15 protein-coding genes are annotated in these 20,522 nt (G+C 63.6%); 7 read left to right on the forward strand and 8 right to left on the reverse strand.

Annotated features, from left to right (window positions below):
- Positions 1-8 precede the first annotated feature (8 nt).
- From cysW to WA950_RS22275, 5 genes are all read right to left on the reverse strand, one after another.
- Entirely contained in the window at positions 9-872 is an 864-nt protein-coding gene (cysW, locus tag WA950_RS22255) for a sulfate ABC transporter permease subunit CysW (protein ID WP_424553922.1), read from the reverse strand.
- Positions 862-1,725, reverse strand: a complete 864-nt coding sequence (gene cysT, locus WA950_RS22260) for a sulfate ABC transporter permease subunit CysT (protein WP_424553923.1) — start codon at positions 1,723-1,725, stop codon at positions 862-864. The genes cysW and cysT overlap by 11 nt, the downstream gene beginning before the upstream one ends.
- Before the next feature lie 5 nt (positions 1,726-1,730).
- Entirely contained in the window at positions 1,731-2,756 is a 1,026-nt protein-coding gene (locus WA950_RS22265) for a sulfate ABC transporter substrate-binding protein (RefSeq protein ID WP_424553924.1), read from the reverse strand.
- Positions 2,757-2,981: 225 nt separating this feature from the next.
- Positions 2,982-3,770: an FAD/NAD(P)-binding protein gene (locus WA950_RS22270; RefSeq protein ID WP_424553925.1), complete on the reverse strand. Its 789-nt coding sequence runs from the start codon at positions 3,768-3,770 to the stop codon at positions 2,982-2,984.
- Entirely contained in the window at positions 3,760-5,160 is a 1,401-nt protein-coding gene (locus WA950_RS22275; protein ID WP_424553926.1) for an FAD/NAD(P)-binding protein, read from the reverse strand. The genes WA950_RS22270 and WA950_RS22275 overlap by 11 nt, the downstream gene beginning before the upstream one ends.
- 338 nt (positions 5,161-5,498) lie before the next feature.
- On the opposite strand from WA950_RS22275, the gene WA950_RS22280 reads away from it, so the two are divergent.
- Positions 5,499-6,611 carry an acyl-CoA dehydrogenase family protein gene (locus tag WA950_RS22280; RefSeq protein ID WP_424553927.1) on the forward strand — a complete coding sequence of 371 codons (1,113 nt, stop codon included), beginning with the start codon at positions 5,499-5,501 and terminating at the stop codon, positions 6,609-6,611.
- Positions 6,612-6,976: 365 nt separating this feature from the next.
- Positions 6,977-8,218, forward strand: coding sequence for a glycosyltransferase family 4 protein (locus WA950_RS22285; protein WP_424553928.1), 1,242 nt, complete (start codon positions 6,977-6,979; stop codon positions 8,216-8,218).
- A 41-nt stretch (positions 8,219-8,259) separates the two neighbouring features.
- Here WA950_RS22285 and WA950_RS22290 read toward each other — a convergent pair whose 3' ends face one another.
- Positions 8,260-10,059, reverse strand: a complete 1,800-nt coding sequence (locus WA950_RS22290; RefSeq protein ID WP_424553929.1) for an NAD(P)/FAD-dependent oxidoreductase — start codon at positions 10,057-10,059, stop codon at positions 8,260-8,262.
- A 151-nt stretch (positions 10,060-10,210) separates the two neighbouring features.
- The gene (locus WA950_RS22295; RefSeq protein ID WP_424553930.1) at positions 10,211-12,082 is read right to left on the reverse strand and encodes a sigma-54-dependent Fis family transcriptional regulator; all 1,872 of its coding nucleotides are present in this window, start codon (positions 12,080-12,082) and stop codon (positions 10,211-10,213) included.
- A gap of 146 nt (positions 12,083-12,228) precedes the next feature.
- On the opposite strand from WA950_RS22295, the gene WA950_RS22300 reads away from it, so the two are divergent.
- Together WA950_RS22300 and ligD are read left to right on the forward strand one after the other, a co-directional pair.
- Positions 12,229-13,080 carry a Ku protein gene (locus tag WA950_RS22300; RefSeq protein WP_424553931.1) on the forward strand — a complete coding sequence of 284 codons (852 nt, stop codon included), beginning with the start codon at positions 12,229-12,231 and terminating at the stop codon, positions 13,078-13,080.
- Positions 13,081-13,083: 3 nt separating this feature from the next.
- Positions 13,084-15,633: a DNA ligase D gene (gene ligD, locus WA950_RS22305; RefSeq protein ID WP_424553932.1), complete on the forward strand. Its 2,550-nt coding sequence runs from the start codon at positions 13,084-13,086 to the stop codon at positions 15,631-15,633.
- 3 nt (positions 15,634-15,636) lie between these two features.
- On the opposite strand, the gene WA950_RS22310 is transcribed toward ligD, so the two are convergent.
- Positions 15,637-16,437: a Ku protein gene (locus WA950_RS22310; protein WP_424553933.1), complete on the reverse strand. Its 801-nt coding sequence runs from the start codon at positions 16,435-16,437 to the stop codon at positions 15,637-15,639.
- 276 nt (positions 16,438-16,713) lie between these two features.
- On the opposite strand from WA950_RS22310, the gene WA950_RS22315 reads away from it, so the two are divergent.
- The 3 genes from WA950_RS22315 to WA950_RS22325 all read left to right on the forward strand — a co-directional run bounded on the left by WA950_RS22315 (position 16,714) and on the right by WA950_RS22325 (position 20,377).
- Entirely contained in the window at positions 16,714-17,229 is a 516-nt protein-coding gene (locus WA950_RS22315) for a cupin (protein WP_424553934.1), read from the forward strand.
- A gap of 381 nt (positions 17,230-17,610) precedes the next feature.
- Positions 17,611-19,056 (forward strand): alginate export family protein, encoded by a 1,446-nt coding sequence (locus WA950_RS22320; protein ID WP_424553935.1) that lies wholly within the window; start codon positions 17,611-17,613, stop codon positions 19,054-19,056.
- A complete protein-coding gene (locus WA950_RS22325; RefSeq protein ID WP_424553936.1) occupies positions 19,037-20,377 on the forward strand; it encodes a serine hydrolase domain-containing protein in 1,341 nt (446 codons plus the stop codon). Before WA950_RS22320 ends, WA950_RS22325 begins: the two co-directional genes overlap by 20 nt.
- Positions 20,378-20,522: the final 145 nt, after the last annotated feature.

Genomic DNA, 20,522 nt, shown 5'->3' on the forward strand with positions numbered 1-20,522 from the left:
CGTGCCTTTCAATGCTTGCGGCCGGCAGCGATTTCCGCGCCGTAGTGAAGTTCGAGGACCGTCTTGACGACGAGCGTGACGAGCGCGAGCGCCGCGAGCAGCGAGGCCACCGCAAAGGCAGCGACGAAATTATACTCGTTGTAGAGGATCTCGACATGCAGCGGCATGGTGTTGGTAAGGCCGCGAATGTGGCCGGAGACCACCGAGACCGCCCCGAACTCGCCCATGGCGCGGGCGTTGCAGAGCAGCACGCCATAGAGCAGCCCCCACCTGATATTGGGAAGCGTCACGTACCAGAAGGTCTGCCAGCCGGAGGCACCGAGCGACAACGCCGCCTCCTCGTCACCTGTGCCCTGCTCCTGCATCAGCGGGATCAGTTCGCGCGCGACGAAGGGGAAGGTCACGAAGACGGTGGCCAGCACGATGCCCGGCACGGCGAAGAGGATTTCCACGCCATGGCTCTTCAGCCACGGCCCGAGCACGCTGCCGGCTCCGAAGAGCAGGACATAGACGAGGCCGGAAATGACCGGCGAAACCGAGAAAGGCAGGTCGATCAACGTCGTCAGGAACGCCTTGCCCTTGAACTCGAACTTGGCGATCGCCCAGGCCGCCGCCACGCCGAAGACGAGATTGAGCGGCACCGCGATGCCGGCGACCAGCAGCGTCAGCCGGATCGCGGCAAGCGTGTCGGGATCGCCGAAGGCGGCAAGGAACTCCCCGGTCCCCTTGCGAAACGCCTCGATGAAGACGGCGACAAGCGGCAGGACAAGAAAGAGCGCCAGGAACAGGAAGGCGAGCGCCATCAACGTATAGCGCGCGGCCGGCGCTTCCGTCGTCGGCGAGCGCAGGCTGCGCTGCGGTCTATGCGCCATGTCCGTACCTCCTGCGGCTCCACGTCTGGATGAGGTTGATGACGAGCAGCATGGCGAAGGAGAGCGCCAGCATGATCGTGGCGATGGCGGTGGCCGCACCATAGTTGAATTCCTCAAGCCGGATGACGATGAGGAGCGGGGCGATTTCCGAGACATAGGGTATGTTGCCGGCGATGAAGATGACCGAGCCGTATTCGCCGACGCCACGGGCAAAGGCGAGCGCGAACCCCGTCAGGATCGCAGGGGCCAATCCGGGCGCCAGCACGCGGCGGACGGTCTGGAAGCGATTGGCGCCGAGCGTCGCGGCCGCTTCCTCCACTTCCCGGTCAATCTCCTCCATGATCGGCTGCACCGTGCGCACGACGAAGGGCAGTCCGATGAAGATGAGCGCGATGACGATGCCGGTCGGGTTGAACGCCGCCTTGATGCCGAAGAGGTTCAGCACCTGTCCGATCCAGCCGTTCGGCGCGTAGAGCGCGGCAAGCGCGATACCGGCCACCGCCGTCGGCAGGGCGAAGGGCAGGTCGACCATCGCATCGATGATGCGCCGGCCGGGAAACTCGTAGCGCACGATGACCCAGGCGACGATGACGCCGAAGACGACATTGACGAGCGCCGCGATGAAGGCCGTGCCGAAGGAGACTTTCAGCGCATTCAGCGTGCGCTCGTCGGCAAGGATCGCCAGGAATTCCGCGCCCGACAGCGAGGCGGAACGCCAGACGAGGCCGGCGAGCGGAATGAGGATGATGAGCGTGAGGTAGGCGAGCGAAAAGCCGAGCGTCAGTCCGAAACCCGGAATGACGCTCGGCTGTCTCAGTCGCCACCGCACCGAAGCGGCAGCAAAAGTCGTCAAGACACTCAGTTCCCCGGCTTGTAGATCTGGTCGAAGACCCCGCCATCGCCGAAGTGCTCGGGTTGCGCCTTTGCCCAGCCGCCGAAGATCGGGTCGTCGATCGTCACCAGTTTAATATCGGGAAGCTGTTGCAGCAACTCGGGCTTGACCACATCGCGCTTGGAGGGGCGGTAGTAGTGCTTGGCCGCGATATTCTGCCCCTCTTCGGAATAGAGATAGTCCAGATAGGCTTCCGCCTGCTTGCGCGTGCCCTTGGCATCGACATTGCCGTCGACGACGGTCACCGGCGGCTCTGCGAGGATCGAGAGCGGCGGGGCGACGATGTCGAAGGCATCGCCGCCGAATTCGGCGCCCGCCAGATAGGCCTCGTTTTCCCAGGCCAGCAATACGTCGCCGATCTGGCGCTGGGCGAAGGTGGTCAGCGAGCCGCGCGCGCCCGTATCGAGCACCGGCGCCCGCTTGAAGAGTTCCGCGATATAGGCCTTGATCTTGTCCTGATCACCGCCGAATTCCTCGTTCGCCCAGGCCCAGGCCGCAAGGTAGTTCCACCGCGCGCCGCCCGACGTCTTGGGGTTTGGCGTGACGATCTGAATGTCGCCCTTCACGAGGTCGCCCCAGTTCTGGATCCCCTTCGGATTGCCCTTGCGCACGAGAAAGACGATTGTCGATGTATAGGGCGAGGAATTGTTCGGCAGGCGCGCGCGCCAGTCCTTGGCGATCTTGCCGGTCTTTTCCACGATGGCGTTGATGTCGCTTTCCAGCGCGAGCGTCACGACGTCCGCTTCGAGGCCGTCGATGACCGCACGGGCCTGCTTGCCGGACCCCCCGTGCGATTGCTGGATGGTGACGTCTTCACCGGTCTCGGCCTTCCAGTGTTTGGCGAAAGCCTCGTTGAAATCCTTGTAGAGCTCGCGCGTCGGATCATAGGAAACGTTGAGCAGCGTCGTCTGTGCGACCGCCCCCGAAACCCCGCCGAGCACCAGTCCCAAACCAAGGGCCACAGCCCCCAATCCCTTCGTAAATCCGGACATCTCCAACCTCCTGGTCACTGCCTCGGGTAAAAACCTAGAGAATTAGTAGACTTAGTCAACAATAGGCGGAATGTTCGCAAAACGCGTTTCAAACGGGCGAAACCGACGCAACGGGAGAACTGCGTTTCCCGTCAGGAGACGCACAGTTCATCTCGAAAAAGGCCGCGGAAACGCAAAATGTATCCGCGAAAATCACCCGTTTTTGCCCGCGCGCCGAAACTTTTTTCAGCTGCGGGACGCCCGCGCCGGACCATGAAGCGGCGCGGCAAGAACGCTGCGATAGACCTGCCGCACTGTCTCCGCAAAGCTGAAGGGGCCAGGCCGCAAGCTTGAGGCGATGGCCCCGACGATGGAAAACCCCGCCAACGGCTCGCCGTCACCGCGGAGACGGCCGCAGTCATCGATCGAAAGCGTCGCGGCATCATGTCCAAGCAGCACGGCCAGAGCGTGGGTGGAAGGGTCGGCCAGTGTCAGCGGCGGCGCGTGCCCGAAACCGGTGGCCAGAAAGACGTGGTCGAACACAGCGCTTTCGCCATCAGGAAACCCGATGTGAACGCCGTCGCTTTCAGCACGCACATCGCGCACGGTGGCGCGCATGGTACGGATGCGCACATCCTTGCGAAAGCAGAGCGCCTCGCCGAAGCGGGCCATGAGATAGTCGCGGAAGACGGCGCGCGGGACATGCAGGTCCTGCGGGCCGCGCAGCGCCGTTATGACGCCGTTCGACAGGAAATTCTCCGTCAGCCAGTCTGAAAAATCGTCCGGCCGATCGGGAATGACGGAGAGCTCGCGCGCCGGTTCGGCGGTCAGCGCTCCGCCGTCCGGCCCATCACCGAAAGCGCCCGGTGCATCCTCGGCACCGACGATCCAGGCTTCGAAAGGTCTATGAAACCGTCTCATGAGGGCGATCATCGTGGCAAGGCCTGATGGCCCGGCGCCAATCACCGCAACCTTTGCCTTGGGCGGTCCACCGGCAAATGCGGCATCTTGCCTTGCTACCGTTTCAAAGAACATGCCGTGTCCTTTCCCTGCAGGATGAAGCGAGGAGCGAAAGAGTGGACAATGAGGCGTTGATCGCTTGCGCAACGGAACGGGCCTGAGCGCGGATATCGGGGACGGCGGTGATTTCCCAATGACGCCCCGCCGTCAGCGGCCCCAGGGCATAAAGGCAGCCATCGCTTTCGCCGGCGGCCGGTAGAACGGCGGAACGATCGTCGACGGCGATGCCGAGGCCATGCGGGTCGCTGCGCAGCATGCCCCGCGCCGCAAGGCTTGCCAGCAACGGCGAGGCCTCGACCGTACATCGATCGAAGCCGGTGCAATTGACGACCATTGCCGCCTGAATTGCCTCCGATGCGCGACCGCCGATATCCGCGGCTACCCCTTCCCCGGTCCGTCGCAGACCATCGAGCCGGCCGCGATGGACGACGAGCTGGCCGGCGGTGCGAAGCGCGGCGATCTCGCACGCGACGGCCGGGGCCATCCGGTGGCGATGCGCGTTCCAGAAGGCGGCGGCATGGCGAAGAAAACGGCTGCGCTGCCGTGGGCTCCAGGCCTTCCATAGATCCTGCGTGAGAGGCCGCAGCCCGTCCATGACGGCGCGCCAGTCCGCACTGTTTTCCGCCTGCGCACGCAGGACGGCGAGCATGTGGCTGACCCCACCCTCACCCGGCACGAGCGCGGCCTCCACCGGCCGGGCGCGGCGGTCCAGATGGGCCCGCGGCAGGAGGCCGTGGCGCGACAGGGCATGCATCGTGCCCCGAAAGCCCTGCCGTTTCAGAAGGAGGCACTGGTCGACCATGGTCAGCCCGGTTCCCACGAAGAGCACGTCGCTCTCGGGTGGCAGCCTTTGCCACCAGGCATCCGCCCAGGGATCGTGGACAATGCGTGACCGGACCTCTTCGGATATAGCTTCAAGCGGCAGCCGCCGCGTGCCGGCGCCGGTACAAAGGGCAGCCATGCGCGATGCCAGCAGCTCGCCGCTCGACAGCGTGAACAGCAGTCCGCCGTCCTGCATGGTTTGGGCGCTGAGGGCTTCCGCATCGACAAGGGTCAGCGCCGGGCGGTTGGCGGTACGCTTTCGCGCAGCCGCAAGGCAGTCGGCGACATAGTCGCCATAGACCCGTCGCGGCACGAAATCCTCGTCCGTGGCGCGGTAGCCGTTCTCCCTGAGCCATTGTACGAAATGACCGGGACGATCGACGAAGAGGCTCATGCGCCCCGCCGGAACATTCAGAAGATGACAATCCGCTTGCGTGGAATAGGCAAGGCCCCTTCCCTGTCCGCTCGCCGATCCGACGAGGCTGACCTTGGCGGTTGCCGGCAGCAGTTCCAGGAGATTGAGCGAGAGCGCAACGGCCGAAAAGCCGGATCCGATGACGGCAACATCCGTATGCATGGTCATGCCATTTCCTCCCATCGAGGACACGTGCAGGCAACTTAGCGCTATTTATCTACTAAATCCATAGACTATTATTGCGGAATGTGACCGCTCCTAAACGAGCGCCGGAGGGATTGGTTCCGGTGCCTGGTTCTTCCGCCGCAGATCGCTTCTCAGGCGGCGTTTCTTTCTTTAAAATGGTGCTGCCGCCCCGCTCCCCGTTCGGACTTCTGTCGTTTCCGGAGGCATCGAGCGATGCCGGGAGTGGCAAAAGCAATCTATACAATCTCTATAGAATATGATTTTTCTACCCCGCTAATGCCTATGCGCCCTGGAACAGCATTCCGCGAGGAGCAGACGACATGGGTACGTTTTCATCGGCGCAAAGCCGCGCGGCGCGCACGGCCGCCATCATCGGAACCGAGGATGAAGCCATCACGGTCGCCGGCACCGTGGCGGAAATTTTCAGCCTGCCCGCACAGGACGGGGCGGCGGCCCAAACCGCCGAAGCACGCCTGGAGGTTCTCTCCCGCTCCGGCCTTTTCGGCATTTCGGTGCCGACCGAGCATGGCGGGATCGATGTCTCCAACACGGTTCTCGCCGAGGTCTGCGCCGTGGCCGCCTCCCGGTCCGCAACGCTCGGGGAGATCATTGCCGCGCATTTCGTTGCCGTCGAGCAGATCCGCAGCCATGCCAGCGAAAGCCAGCGCAGCACCATTTTTTCCGCCATCCTCGCAGGCGCCCGGCTTGCGCGCGCATCGGCCCGCCACAACAACGAGGCGGCCGATGCCCTGGCGCTCACGGCAAGCGGCTTGGCGTGGCGGCTCGCCGGCGAGGCGCTTTGTACGCCTTGCACCCGGCATGCCGATTGGGTGCTGGCGCCCGCTCGCCACGATGGCGCCAGGACGGCGGGCCTCGTGCTTCCCACCGGTATCGAGGGGCTGACCTACGTGGCCAATAGCTGCGAGCCGGCAATTGGCGGCGTCCAGCCTGCCGAGCATGTGCTGTTCAGGGATGTCCTCGTTGACGGCGACGCCCTGTTGCAACCGGCCAGCGACACAGCCGCGCACGCCGTTCCCCGCTCTCTGGACCTCCTGCTGGAAGCGGCGCGCCAGCTCGGCGCCGGCCGCCACGCCCTGCTTCTTCTTATCGACGATCCGGCAGGCAATCCGCTTGCCGCGGGCCTGCTCTCCGCCCGGCTCGCCGCAGCGGAGGCGATGCTTGCCGAAGCCGGCCGCGCGGTCGATGCCGCCCAGATCGGCCTTGCCGAAACGCATCGCACGAACGCATTCCTTGCCGCCGTCGCCGCCCTTGCCGTCGCCGAGGAAACATTTCGCGAAATCAGGCGGGCCGCCAGCCCCGAGGGACAGTCGTTGCTTACCGAAAACCTCTCGCCGCAGCTTTGCGCCGTTCTCAAGGAAAGCGGCGAATTGCGCCGCGCGGACCGTCAGCGCGGGCCAGACGAGGAAGGCTGACCGACAGGCAAAAAAAATGGGCCTGCGGATACCGCGGCCCATAAGGTGTGAAGGTTAAAAACCTCCAGAGGGGAACAGCTGATGCAGCGGCACTGGGAGGAAAACCGCCATGCGCATCAACTGAAGGCACTATGCTCGTTTTTTGACCAAATGGGAAACATTTATTGTGCAGCGCAGCTATGCGCATGCTGCATTGCTCTCAAAACGGGCACTGCCGCCTGAGACGACAGCAATCGGATGCGTCAAGCTGTCCGGTCGAAAAAATATAGCCGATATGAAACCTTTTGGAAAACCAGAGCCGCTATTGTCGGCCAGAACGGTGGGTCTACAGATCCGCTGCAACCCAGAGTGTCGATCAGAACGCAATGCCGCCGATATCCCGTGTCGTCCTGCTCAACGACTTTTCCATCGCACGCGGCGGTGCAACGACGCTTGTCCTGCTGTTGCTGCGGCTTCTCCGGTCCCAAGGCATTCCCGTTACCATGATCGTCGGCGACGATGGCGACAATCCTTCATTCGATGAACTGGGTGTCGACGTCGTCAAACTCGGCCAAAGGGCTCTTCTGGGCGGAAACTCGCTCACATCCGCGATCAACGGCGTGGGCAACCGCTCGGCAGGCGCTCTTCTGTCCGACTGGATCGCCCGGAACGATACGCCCGGCACCGTGTATCACGTGCATGTCTGGTCCCAGATATTATCGCCGGCGATCTTCGTGCCGCTGCGCAGAGTTGCCGAACGCACCGCAATCCATGCCCATGACTTTTTCCATGCCTGCCCCAACGGCGCCTATATGGATTATCGCAATGAAGCGCGGTGCCTGCGCACGCCCCTCGGCGGGAGCTGCCTTGCGACGAATTGCGACCGGCGTGCCTATACGCACAAGCTCTGGCGCGCCGCACGACAGGCAAGGCTCTTCTCCGCCATGGGAAAGGATGTTCCCTGGGGGAAAATCGTCCTCATCCATGAAAAGATGATCGAGGGGTTTACCCGCGCGGGCTATGGGGCGCCGCTTCTTCAAGCTGTCCGCAATCCGGCGCTGCCATTCGTCGCGGAACGGATCGCCGCCGAACACAACAGGAGCTTCTTCTTCATCGGCCGCCTGGAGCAGGAAAAGGGCGCACAGGACGCCCTGGCCGCCGCCCGGCTGGCGGGCGTGCCGCTGGAGATCATCGGCGACGGCCCCATGCGTGCCGAACTGGAAGCGCAATATCCGGAAATGACGTTCCACGGCTGGCGCGAGCAGGCAGAAATCGGCGCGCTGATCGGCAATGCGCGGGCACTAGTCATTCCCTCGCGCCTTCCCGAACCGTTCGGCCTGGTGGCGGTGGAAGCGGCGGCAAGCGGCGTGCCGCTTATCCTGACGGAGATGGCTTTCCTGGCCGACGAGGTCGTCGCATGCGGCATGGGCATCGCCTGCAACACCCGGAGCAATGCCGTCTTCGCCGACGCGCTGCGTACCTTGTCCGCCATGCCGTTCGACGAGATGCAACGGATGAGCAAGAACGCCTTTTCCGGCGGCATGAAGCTTGCCAACACCCAGTCGGACTGGGCAGACGCCCTGCTCCTTCTCTACGGGAAACTGCTCGGTTGCGCGAAAGCCGCGTAAAAAAGCGGGCAACAGAGACGTTGCCCGCTTGAGGTGCCGGCCTACTTGCGGTGGTGAACCGGTTGAAGGCCATAGACCGGCGTGGGGAGCCCTTCCAGGCGCGCCTTCAGCTGGAGCGATAGGTACTGCGAATAGTGGCGCGACTGGTGCAGATTGCCGCCATGGAACCACAGCGCCTCCTGCTGCGTCGGCTTCCACATGTTGCGCTGCTCACCCTCCCAGGGACCCGGGTCCTTCGGCGTATCGGAGCCGAGGCCCCAGACCTTGCCGACCCTGTCGGCCGTTTCCTGATCGATAAGGTCGGCGACCCAGCCGTTCATCGAGCCGTAGCCCGTCGCATATACAATGACGTCGGCAGGGATCTCCCTGCCGCCCGAGAGCTTTACGGACTTCTCCGTGATCTCCTCGACCTGCCCTGCAGCAAGCTTGACCTTACCGTCGATGATGAGTTGCGAGGCGCCGATATCGATATAATAGCCGGAGCCACGGCGCAGGTATTTCATGAAGAGGCCGGAGCCATCCGCCCCCCAGTCGAGCTGGAAGCCGGCCTTTTCCAGCGCCGCGTAGAAGTCAGCGTCACGCTCACGCATCTTGTCGTAGAGCGGGATCTGGAACTCGTGCATGATCCGGTAGGGAAGCGAAGCGAAAATGAGGTCCGCCTTCGCCGTCGTCACGCCGTTCGCCAGCGCCTGTTCCGAATAGAGCGCGCCAAGGCCGATATCCATAAGCGTATCCGACTTGACGATGTGGGTCGTCGAGCGCTGGACCATGGTAACGTCGACGCCGGCCTCGTGGAGCGCGGCGCAGATGTCATGGGCCGAGTTGTTCGAGCCGATGACGACGACTTTTCTGCCCTTGTATCCGTCCGGTCCCGGATGCTGCGAGGAGTGGTGCTGATCACCCGTGAAGCGCTCTCGCCCCTTGAAGTCCGGAATATTCGCCTTGCCGGACATGCCGGTCGCGAAGACGAGCTGTTTCGGACGGAGCACCACTTCCTCGCCGTCGCGGTCGACGACGATCGCCCATTCCTTTGCCGCCTCGTCCCACTTGGCGGAGCGGGCGGTGGAGCGCGTCCAGTAGTTCAGCTCCATGACCTTGGTGTAGAATTCCAGCCAGTCGCCGATCTTGTCCTTCGGCGCGAAGACCGGCCAGTTCTTCGGAAAATCGATATAAGGCAGATGGTCGTACCAGACGGGATCGTGCAGGCAGAGCGACTTGTAGCGCTTGCGCCAGCTATCGCCCGGCCGATCGTTCTTTTCGAGGATGATCGTCGGCACGCCGAGCTGGCGTAACCGCGCGCCGAGTGCGATGCCACCCTGCCCGCCGCCGATGATGACGGTGTACGGCTGCTTGTCGTAGCCGAGCGTGCGCTCCTCCTCCTCTCGCTCCTCCTTCCAGGTCCTGGCACCGAGGTCCTGACCGTGCTTGGCGCCGAGCGGACGCGTGAAACCGGCTTTCTCCTCGTGGCCCTTGAGTTCCGAAAGTGCTGTCAGCAGCGTCCAGACAAGGCCGTCCTTGAAGCGCACCAGGCCGTAGCCGCACCCGGTCGCCGTTTCAAAATTGATCCAGCTCTCCAGCACGCCATCAGATTCCGTCGCTTCCTCATTGGTGGCGACGCGCCAATTGGAGGGCTTGGCCGTGGGAAGCTGCGCCTGCAGCATGTCGCGCACCTGATCACGGCCCTCGACGGTCTTGATGTTCCAGGTGAAGGCGACAAGGTCGCGCCAGTAGCATTCCTCGGCGAAGAGGCTTGCGGCATCCTCGATGCGGCCGGATTCGAGGGCGGCACCGAGCGCATCAAGAAGCGCCTGTACGCGGGTGGTGGGGGTTTTTTCGAGCATGGTTTCTCCTCCTGCTATCTCCCGGCAAGGGAGCAGCAAGCGGCGTGCCAGATTACACTTTCCTTGTTCCATCAAGCGCTTACGGATAGGCTCCCGCCACCGCACAGGCAGATGCAACAGGTGGCGTGCAACAGGTGTTGCAGCTATTGCATCAGTTGAGGCGCTTCAGCCGACGATGGATGGTGGAGCGATTGACGCCCAGTTTGCGGGCAAGCGCGGAGACATTGTTGCCGCAATCGCCCAGCGCCTGACGCAGGGCGTGGTCGTCATCGCAGGCACCCTCCGCCGGATCGGCAAATAGGTGGTCCGGCAGGCAATCGGGTCCGATGACGCCCCCCTCCGACAGGGCGGCCGCCACGCGCAGCGCATTGGAAAGCTCGCGCAGATTGCCCGGCCAGCCATGCGCGAGCAGCGCGGCCCGCGCCGCCTTGTCGATACGGTAGGTCTCGCCGTTTTCCTTTTCGACGCGGCCGAGAAGCTGGTCGATCAGCCAGCCGAGATCCTGCCGTTCGCGCAGCGGCGGCAAAGCCAGCGTTGCGGCGTTGAGGCGATAGTAGAGGTCCTGCCGGAAACGACCTTCCTTCACCAGTACGGCAAGGTCGCGATGCGAGGCGGACAAGACCCTCAGGCGAACCGCCCGCGCCTTTAGCGCACCGACCGGCTGAACCTCGTTTTCCGAAAGCACGCGCAGCAGCCGGCTCTGGAGCATCAGCGGCATGTCGCCGATCTCGTCGAGGAAAAGCGTGCCGCCATTCGCCTCCTCGATCAGGCCGCGCTTTCCCTTCTGGCTGGCGCCGGTGAAGGCGCCGGGCGCATAGCCGAAAAGTTCGGACTCGATGAGATGCTCGGGGATGGCTGCGCAGTTGACGGCGACGAAATTGCCGCCCCCGCCACAACTGTCATGGATCGCCCGGGCCAGGAATTCCTTGCCGCTGCCTGTCTCGCCCTGGATGAAGAGGGGAATGTCGCGCGCCGCCAGTTTTGCCGCGCGGGCCTGAACCCTTTCCATGGCGCCATCGCCGTGACTCAGATCGCGTAGCGCCCGGGGCAGGCGCGCTGACAGCATGAGAGGAGCGCGCAGATTGACCGCAGGCGCGATGGCGCTGGCAAAGAGCACCAGCCCGTTGCGCGCATGCAGCAGCCGTTCGCCATTCGGCCGGCCGCGCATGAAACGCGGCAGGTCATCGACATCGATATCGAAGACCTGCGAGATCGGCTGGCCGAGGAAATCGCGGGTGGAAAGACCATTGAGGTTCATCGAGCGGGCGAGCGCGCCGAAACCGCCGTGGGTCATGCCGGTAATGCGGCCACTGCCGTCGAGCGCGATTGCCGCATCGGGATCGACATCGAGGAATTCCGGCGAGCGGGCAAGGCGCAGCACCCAGTCGTTGCGGGTGCGGGCCATGAGATTTGCCAGCTCGATGCGCCGCGCGGTGGAGGCGACGAGGTGCAGGGCCAGCTGCTGGCTGGTCTTTACCGTCGGCGAGCGGAGCTGGGAAATGTCGAGCACGGCGGTGAGGTCCCCCAGCGTGTCGAAAAGAGGCGCGGCGGTGCAGGTGAGGCCGATATGGCTGGTGTCGAAATGATCGTCCTGATGAATGATGACCGGCTCGCCGGAGACGATGCAGGCCCCGACGGCACAGGTGCCCGCCCGGTTCTCCGACCATTCCGAACCGAGATAGAGCCCGGCCTTGCGCAACTGATTGTCAAAGGTCGGATCGCCCATGAAATCGACAGTGACGCCGCGCGCATCGGAAAGCAGCAGCACATAGTTCTGTCCCGCCACCTGGTTGAACAGCGCCTCCAGGCCCGAACGGCCGATGCGGATCAACTCCTCGGCCTGCTCGCGGTGCTCGCGCAGTTTCAGTTCCGGGACGATATAGGCTTCCTGTGCGACCGTCGGGTCGAGCTTGTAGTCGTTCAGGCACCGCAGCCATGACTTTATGACCGGCGCATCGCGCGGACTGGCCGCGCCCATGCCGACACGTTCGATCTCCCGTATGTGTGACAGCGTCGACACCATCCAGACATCCTCCTGCGCGCATGGTCTCACAGGAAGCGCCTTGCGACAATCGCCCGGCACCAGGCTCTTGATCGACCCACATGGGACCTAAGTGGAACAATCGAGGCCCGCGCGCATTGCCTGCGTTTGGAGCGGGAGTGCGAAGCGTGGCGCCGAGAGCGAACTGGAAAGGCTTTCTGAAGGTCGGCGAACTGGTCTGTCCCGTCGCCCTCTACACGGCGGCCTCGACGAGCGAGCGCATTTCCTTTCACATGCTCAACCGCGCGACGGGGCACCGGCTGCACCGGGAATTCGTGGACAGCGAAACCGGCAAGCTGGTGGAGCGCGACGACCAGGTGAAGGGCTACGAAACCGGCAGCAAGGACTATATCATCCTCACCCCGGAGGAGGTCGCCGCCGCCCTGCCGGAGAGCGACAAGACGCTGGACATCGAGGCCTTCATCGCCGTCGAAGAGATCGACGACCTCTATTTCGACAAGCCCTATTACCTCGCCCCGGCGGACCGGCCCGGCGAGGAGGCTTTTGCCCTGATCCGCGAGGGCATGAAAAGCATGAAGGTTGCCGCGCTGGCCGAGACCGTTCTGTTCCGGCGCGTGCGCACGCTGCTCATCCGCCCCCAGGGCGTCGGCATCGTCGCGACCACGCTCAACTACAACTACGAGGTCCGCTCCGCCAAGGAGGCTTTTTCCGATATTCCCGACATCGAGCTGAAGGGCGAGATGCTCGACCTTGCCGGACACATCATCAACACCAAGAGCGGCCGTTTCGACCCGTCGACATTCGACGATCGCTACGATGCCGCGCTTGCCGAAGTGGTGAAGGCGAAGATCGAGGGCAGGAAGATCACTCCCCTCGAGTCGAAGGCGAAGGACAAGGTCGTGGACCTGATGGAAGCGTTGCGGCTGAGCGCCGGCAAGAACGCCAGCACGCCAAAACCCGCCGCGAAGAAGTCCGCATCGACGCGCAAGCCGGCCGCAGGCCGCCGCAAGGCGGGGTGAGGCATGGCGACGCTCGACGTCTACCGGCAGAAACGGGATTTCAAGACGACGGCGGAGCCGAAGGGCCGAAAGGCACGCAAGAGCGGCCACAGTTTCGTCATCCAGAAACACGACGCCACGCGGCTTCACTACGATTTCCGGCTGGAAATGGACGGTGTGCTGAAGAGTTGGGCGGTAACGCGCGGTCCGAGCCTGGTGCCGAGCGAAAAGCGGCTCGCCGTGCATGTGGAGGACCACCCGCTTGCCTATGGCGACTTCGAGGGCACGATCCCCAAGGGCGAATATGGCGGCGGCACGGTGATCGTCTGGGACCGCGGAACGTGGAGGCCGCTCGGCGACGCCCACAAAGCCTATGCCAAGGGGCATCTCGAATTCGAGCTGGACGGCGAAAAACTGCACGGACGCTGGCATCTCGTGCGTATGCAGGGCAAGCCGGGCGAAAAGCGCGAGAACTGGCTGCTGATCAAGGGCGACGACGAGTTTTCCATGCCCGAAGGCGAGGATGGCCTGCTCAGGGAACGACCGGAATCGGTGAAGACCGGACGAGAGATCAAGGACGTCGCCGGGGAAGAACCCGGATGGTCTTCCAGGACGGGGCGCATCCGCAAATCCTCCCGCAGGAAAGCGCCCGCTCCCGAAGAGACCGAGCCGGAAGCAAGCCCGGTCACGGCCCCCGATCCATCCGGCCTGAAGGGCGTTCGCAAGGCGAAACTGCCCGACTTCCTGCCGCCGACACTTGCGACCCTTGCCACCGTGCCGCCGGCGGGCGACCGCTGGCTGCACGAGATCAAGTTCGACGGCTACCGGCTTCAGGCGCGCATCGAAGCCGGCCGTGTGAAGCTCCTTACCCGAAGCGGGCTCGACTGGACGAAGAAATTCGGCAAGAGCGTCGCCGCAGCACTGCGTGACCTGCCTGTCGCCACGGCCGTTCTCGACGGTGAAATCGTCGTCGAAAACAGCTCCGGGGCCGCGGATTTCTCCGCCCTTCAGGCCGATCTCAGCGACGGGCGCGACGACCGCTTCGTGTTCTATCTCTTCGACCTCCTCCATCTCGATGGCTACGATCTCACCCTCCTGCCGCTCCGGGAGCGAAAATCCCTGCTGGAAAAGCTCGTGCCCTCGACCGGGGGCATCCTGCGGTACAGCGGCCATTTCGACGAGGACGGCGCGCTCGTGCTGCGCCATGCCTGCCGCCTCAGCCTCGAAGGCATCGTCTCCAAGCTGCGCGATGCCCCCTATCGCGGCGGGCGCAGCAAGGGCTGGATGAAGGCGAAATGCTCGGCCCGGCAGGAATTCGTGATCGGCGGTTTCACCTCGTCCTCCGTTTCGCGCCAGTCCATCGGCTCGCTCGTGCTCGGGGCGTACAGGAACGGCAAGCTGGAACCCGTCGGCCGCGTCGGCACCGGGTTCAGCGCACCCGTTGCAGCCGATCTGTTCAGGCGACTGAACCGGCTGCGCACGGACGAAAGCCCCTTTGGACGGAACCTGACGGCGGACGAGGCGCGGCAGCTCCGCTACGTTCGGCCGGACCTGGTGGCGGAAGTGGAATTTCGCGCCTGGACGGCCGATGGCCATCTGCGTCATGCTTCCTTTCGGGGTTTGAGGGAAGACAAGCCAGCAACGGAGGTTGTCGCCGAGATGCCCAGATCGAAATCGACCAGCAAGGCGGGAAAGCCGCCGCACCAGACGGTTCGCCTCACCCATCCCGACCGTATCTACTGGCCGGATGCAGGCGTCACCAAGGAGGGCCTTGCCGACTATTATGCCGAGGTCTGGGGGTTCATCGCGCCGCATATCGTGGACCGGCCGCTCGCGCTGCTGCGCGCGCCGAGCGGCATCAACGGCCAGACCTTCTTCCAGAAACATGCCTGGCAGGGTATCAATGCCAGTATCGCCCTCGTGCAGGATCCGAAGGAGACGGACGACGAGCCCTATGTCGCGATCAGGGATCTCGATGGGCTGACAGGCCTCGTGCAATCGGCGACGCTGGAAATCCACCCCTGGGGCTCGACGCTCGCCGACTGGGAGCGGCCCGACCGCATCATCATGGACCTAGATCCCGGCGATGGCGTCGAATGGCAGGCCATCGTCGATGCGGCGGAGGAGACCTGCAACCGTCTCGAAGCGGCCGGGCTCAACGCCTTCGTGAAAACCTCCGGCGGCAAGGGCCTGCATGTCTGCGCCCCGCTGAAGCCCGACGCGGAATGGCCGGAAATCAAGACCTTCTGCAAGGCGATCGCCGACGCCATGGCCAAGGACAGTCCGGACAAATATGTCTCGACCATCACCAAGTCGAAGCGCGGTGGCAAGATCCTGATCGACTATCTGCGCAACCAGCGGGGCATGACGGCAGTCGCCCCCTACTCCACCCGCGCCCGCCCCGGCGCGCCCGTCTCCATGCCGCTTGCCTGGGGCGAGCTTGGCGCGGATATCGGCCCGGCCTATTTCACCGTCGACAACACGCCGACATGGCTTCAGGCGCGGACAGCCGATCCTTGGGCGCAGTTCGAGGCAGCAGCCGAACCGCTCAGGACGACGGCGTCAAAGGGCTGAAGTTCATTTGCCCTTGTCTTCCGCCTTGATGCTCTTGCGCAGGGCATCCATGATATTGATGACATTGCCCGAACTCGGCGGCGGCGTTTTCGATTTGGCCGGGGGCTGCTTTCGGCCCTTCTTCTTCGCCGCAATGATTTCAAGCAGGCGATCCTGCACCGGATCATCCGCCATCTTGGGATCCCAGGGCTTGGTACGCTCCTTGATGAGCGTCTTGACCAGTGACAACGCCTTGGATTCCGGTTTGGCCGCCTTGAGGCCGGAAAAATACTCCTCCGCCTCGCGCACCTCGTCGCCATAGCGCAGCGTCCACAGGACGATGCCCTTGCCGCACGGCTCCAGCATCACCGCGCGCTCGCGGCGATAGAGCACCAGCCGCGATATGCCGACCGTGCCGGTCGCGGCCATGGCCTCGCGGATGACCGAGAAGGCCTCCTCGCCGACCGTATCGTTCGGAACGAGATAGTGCGGTGAATCGTACCAGATCCACTCGATCGTCTCGCGCGGGACGAAGGTCTCAATATCGATCGTGCGGGTGCTTTCCAGCGCAACGGCCTCGATCTCGTCATCCTCCAGGATGACGTAGTCGTCCTCCCCGCGCGGATAGCCCTTCACCTCGTCGTCCTCGTGTACCGCCTTGCCGGTTACGGCATCGACATAGCGGCTGACGACGGGGTTGCCCGTCCGGCTGTTCAGCGTGCGGAAGCGAACCTTCTCCTCCTGCGAGATCGCCGGTGACATCGCCACAGGACAGGTGACCAGCGACAGTTTCAGATAACCCTTCCAGAACGACCGCGACGCCATCAGTCCTTCCTCTCCATCGGCAGGTGCCGGGACAAGGCGAAGCACTCGGCGCGCAACAGCGCGGCCAGCGCCTGGATAAGCCGATCCTTGTTGTCCACGGGCAACCTCCACAGCCACGCCTTCAAGCGTTAATGCGCCATCGAGGAATCGGTTCCCGGAACATTTGAGGGGGCATGACGGTTCGGGTGTAAGATGGCGGATCATGGCTGGAGGACGAAACGGCAAGGGACACAATCGAAACCAGCGCTACGCCGAAACGTTGCAAATGAGGCTGTGATGAAACAACCGGAAACGCTCTACTTCCCGGCAAGTGAATGGGTACCGAACCACCCCTTCCTGCCAGTGCTGGTCTATCGGCAGATTTTCGAACTGCGCGAGAGGGACCGCGCCCACGTCTTCGAGCGGTTGTTTTCCGATTCAGGCTGGCAGGGGCTCTGGCGCAACGGCATCTTCTCCTACCAGCACTATCACGTCGGTGCGCATGAGGTGATGGGCATTGCGGAGGGCAAGGCGGAACTCCTGATCGGAGGACCGGGCGGCGCCAGTCTCGACGTCACCGCCGGAGATTGCCTGGTGCTTCCGGCCGGTACGGGCCATAGACGCATTTCCGCCAGCGCCGATTTCCTCGTGATCGGCGGATACCCGCCCGGCCAGCACGCCGATATAGAGACGGCAGCCGCAACGCCGGGGGAACTGAAGATCATCGCCAGCCTTCCCATCCCGAAAAACGATCCGCTCTACGGCGCTGCCGGCCCGCTCGTTTCCCTCTGGCGCGAGGGCGGCGGACGCTAGAGCAATTCCAGTCGAAGCGGCATCGCTTCGGCGTCGGATAATGCGGCAAAAACAAAACCCTGGAACAATTGCGGTGATCAGGTTTTCACCGCTATTGCTCTAGGCGACATCGATCAGCGCGATTCCTGCGCACGGTCATCGACGACTTCGGCAAGGCACTTGCTGCTATTCTCACGCGCTATCTCAGGAGGCATCGTGGAAGGGCACCGAACGGATCGCCGTCGGTGGCGGCTTCAAGGATAGCCTCGCCAGCTTGTCCCCGGACAGCTTCGCATGAAGTTTTTACGCTCTTGGAGAAATCAAATAGATCAATCCGCCGAATCCATGGCTATGTTGGCGCGTGAACCATACTCTGGTAGCGAAGCCTTTTGGGAGAGCAGCATGGACAATGCAGGTCATGGTCGGCGGGTAGCCGGTGCCTTCGTGCTTCTCGGTCTGACGCTTGCACCCGCGGCTGCCGGCGCCCAGGACCCCATGCTTCTGATCGACGAAGCGGGGCTGAACGTGCGCATGCATCTCCAGGCCGGCGTGAATGTCGTGGCAGAGCAGAACCTCTTCTGGAATTTCGCCGACACGTTCGCGCCGACGGCCGGGTTCGACAGCGACACGCGATGGCTCGAAGGCTACCTGATGCCCGGCATCAGCTTCACCGCTGACATCAACGACCTGCTCGAGGCCTATGGAAAACTGTCCGTCGTCGCATCGGGTACGTTGGGAACGGACGCCTTCGATGCCGGCGGGACCGGCGACATAACACTCGAAGAGGCATATCTCGGCCTGCGCTCCACGCCGCAAACCGGCCCGTTCTTCGATATTTCCTTCGGCCCGCGCCCGTTCAGGGCCGGCACGGGCATGCTCATCGCCAATGGCGGCTCAAGCGGTTTCGAGCGCGGCGCCCTGAAGCTGGGCCCTCGCACGGCCTGGGAGCAGGCCGCTCTCCTGCGCCTCGGCCATGACGACCTGACAGCCACGGCCTTCTTCATCGATGCGAACGAACTGTCGGACAAGGACAGCGGAACGAAAATAGCCGGTGCGGACCTGCGCTACGAGGTGGATGAAGAGCGCTATGCGGGCCTTACCTTCGGGCATGTCCTGGAATCGAACTCCCCCTATGCGCGGGCGGCAGCCGGCGGCATCGGCGCACCCGTCATCCTTCCCGGCGCGCGGGACGGGTTGAGTTTCATCAACGCCTACGGCCGCACCCATCCCTTCGACGGGCCGCTGGAAGGATTCTTCATCGGAGGCGACTTTGCCTATCAATGGAACCCGGACATAGACCTGAACGCCTGGGGCGGGCGCTTGCAGGTCGGCTACCAGTTCGAAGAACTCTCCTGGTCGCCGACGATTGCCTACAGCTACCAGACCTTTTCCGGCGACGATCCCGCCACCGCACGGCTGGAACGCTTCGACCCGCTCTATTACGAGGGCAATCCAAGCTCCTGGTCGACCGGAACGAAGTCCTCCATGATGTTCCTGAACACGAACGTCAACGCGCACCAGTTCAGCCTGCAGGTGAAGCCGACCGAGGCGGACACATGGACGCTGCGCTATGCGCGTATCAGCACCAACGAACTGGACAGCCCCATCCAATTCGGCCAGGGCACCCGCCTCGACGTGATCGACGGCACGCCCACCCCCGTCGCAGGCGTCGGCGACCGGCATCTGGCCGACGACATCTATCTCGAATATTCGCGCATCATCAATCCCAACACCTATCTGACGGCCGGCGCCAGCATATCGATCCCCGGCAAGGGCATGGACGCCATGACCAAGGAAAAATCACCCAACTGGCTTGGAGGCTTCGTCAATGTCATCGTCAATTTCTAGAACCCTGTCGGTCGCGCTCGTGGCCACCCTGCCGGTTCTGACGACGCCGTTCAGCGCTTCGGGACAGGATGCGGCCCCCCTTTCGGCGGAGCAGTCCGACCCTCGCACGCTCGGCTGGATGCAGGGTTTCCCGCCGCCGGACGACAAGATCATCCGCTTCTCGGACAGCGACTATTTCAACTTCCCGAAATCACGGTGGACCGTCTGCCATTTCCGCCAGCTGATGCCGACCACCAATGTGAGCCGCGGCCTCGGCGCGCCGGTGACGCTCGAACGCCGGATCGATCCTGCGATCGACACGCTATCCTTCAGGCCGCTGGGTGCCGAGCAGGACATGACCTGGCTGGACGCGCTTTCCGCCAACTACACGGACGGGATCGTCGTGCTGCACAAGGGCGCGGTGGTCTATGAGCGCTATGCGGGCTGCCTCGACGAGGCCGGGCAACATGGCGCCATGTCGGTCACCAAGTCGCTGACGGGCCTGCTTGGCGAAATGCTGGTCGCCGACGGGACCCTCGACGAAAATGCCATGGTGGCGAGCGTCGTTCCCGAACTTGCGCAAAGCGCCTTCGGCGACGCAACCATCCGCCAGGTTCTCGATATGACCACCGGCCTTCGTTACAGCGAAGACTATTCCGATCCCAATGCCGATGTGTGGATCTATTCCGCCGCCGGCAATCCGCTTCCCAAACCCGAAGGCTATACGGGCCCCCGCAGCTATTTCGACTATTTGAAGACGGTGGTGAAAGAGGGGGAACACGGACCGGCCTTCGGATACAAGACTATCAACAGCGATGCGCTCGGCTGGATCATCGCGCGCGTCTCCGGAAAATCGGTCGCGCAATTGCTGTCGGAACGGATCTGGAGCCGGATGGGCGCCGAGCAGGATGCCTATTACACGGTCGATTCGACGGGCACGCCCTTTGCCGGCGGCGGCCTGAACGCCGGCCTGCGCGACATGGCGCGCATCGGCCAGCTCTTGCTCGATGGCGGCATGGCCGGAGGACAAAGCCTCATTCCGCAGAAGGCCATCGACAGCATCCGGGCCGGCGGCGACAAGGCAGCCTTCGAGAAGGCCGGCTATGCGTTGCTGAAGGGATGGAGCTACCGCGCCATGTGGTGGGTATCGCACAACGCAAACGGCGCATTCATGGCGCGCGGCGTGCACGGACAGGCGATCTATATCGATCCCGCCGCCGACATGGTCATCGCGCGTTTCGCCTCGCATCCGGTCGCCGGCAACGCAGCCAACGACCCGACATCGCTACCCGCATATGAGGCACTGGCCCGCCATCTGATGGAAAAATCCGCAACGCCCTAGCGGCATCTTGCGGGCAACCGACGCCCGGTTCGCGCGTAGACCCGGAAACGGCAAGCGCCCGTTCGCCCTCATCGAGCCGAACGATGGAGCAAGCCGGGAACATGGTGGTTTCGTTGCCGGCCACTACGGGCCGACTATATCGCGG

The sequence above is a fragment of the Shinella sp. genome, from assembly GCF_049651085.1.
In the GTDB taxonomy this organism is placed as follows: domain Bacteria; phylum Pseudomonadota; class Alphaproteobacteria; order Rhizobiales; family Rhizobiaceae; genus Shinella.

Bases quoted from the DNA above. Each gene is read 5' to 3' on its own strand.
- WA950_RS22315 (WP_424553934.1), top strand. From the start codon at position 16,714: ATGAAACAACCGGAAACGCTCTACTTCCCGGCAAGTGAATGGGTACCG.
- WA950_RS22290 (WP_424553929.1), bottom strand. From the start codon at position 10,059: ATGCTCGAAAAAACCCCCACCACCCGCGTACAGGCGCTTCTTGATGCG.
- WA950_RS22320 (WP_424553935.1), top strand. From the start codon at position 17,611: ATGGACAATGCAGGTCATGGTCGGCGGGTAGCCGGTGCCTTCGTGCTT.
- cysW (WP_424553922.1), bottom strand. From the start codon at position 872: ATGGCGCATAGACCGCAGCGCAGCCTGCGCTCGCCGACGACGGAAGCG.
- WA950_RS22265 (WP_424553924.1), bottom strand. From the start codon at position 2,756: ATGTCCGGATTTACGAAGGGATTGGGGGCTGTGGCCCTTGGTTTGGGA.
- WA950_RS22310 (WP_424553933.1), bottom strand. From the start codon at position 16,437: ATGGCGTCGCGGTCGTTCTGGAAGGGTTATCTGAAACTGTCGCTGGTC.
- ligD (WP_424553932.1), top strand. From the start codon at position 13,084: ATGGCGACGCTCGACGTCTACCGGCAGAAACGGGATTTCAAGACGACG.
- WA950_RS22325 (WP_424553936.1), top strand. From the start codon at position 19,037: ATGTCATCGTCAATTTCTAGAACCCTGTCGGTCGCGCTCGTGGCCACC.
- WA950_RS22280 (WP_424553927.1), top strand. From the start codon at position 5,499: ATGGGTACGTTTTCATCGGCGCAAAGCCGCGCGGCGCGCACGGCCGCC.
- WA950_RS22275 (WP_424553926.1), bottom strand. From the start codon at position 5,160: ATGACCATGCATACGGATGTTGCCGTCATCGGATCCGGCTTTTCGGCC.
- WA950_RS22295 (WP_424553930.1), bottom strand. From the start codon at position 12,082: ATGGTGTCGACGCTGTCACACATACGGGAGATCGAACGTGTCGGCATG.
- WA950_RS22270 (WP_424553925.1), bottom strand. From the start codon at position 3,770: ATGTTCTTTGAAACGGTAGCAAGGCAAGATGCCGCATTTGCCGGTGGA.
- WA950_RS22285 (WP_424553928.1), top strand. From the start codon at position 6,977: ATGCCGCCGATATCCCGTGTCGTCCTGCTCAACGACTTTTCCATCGCA.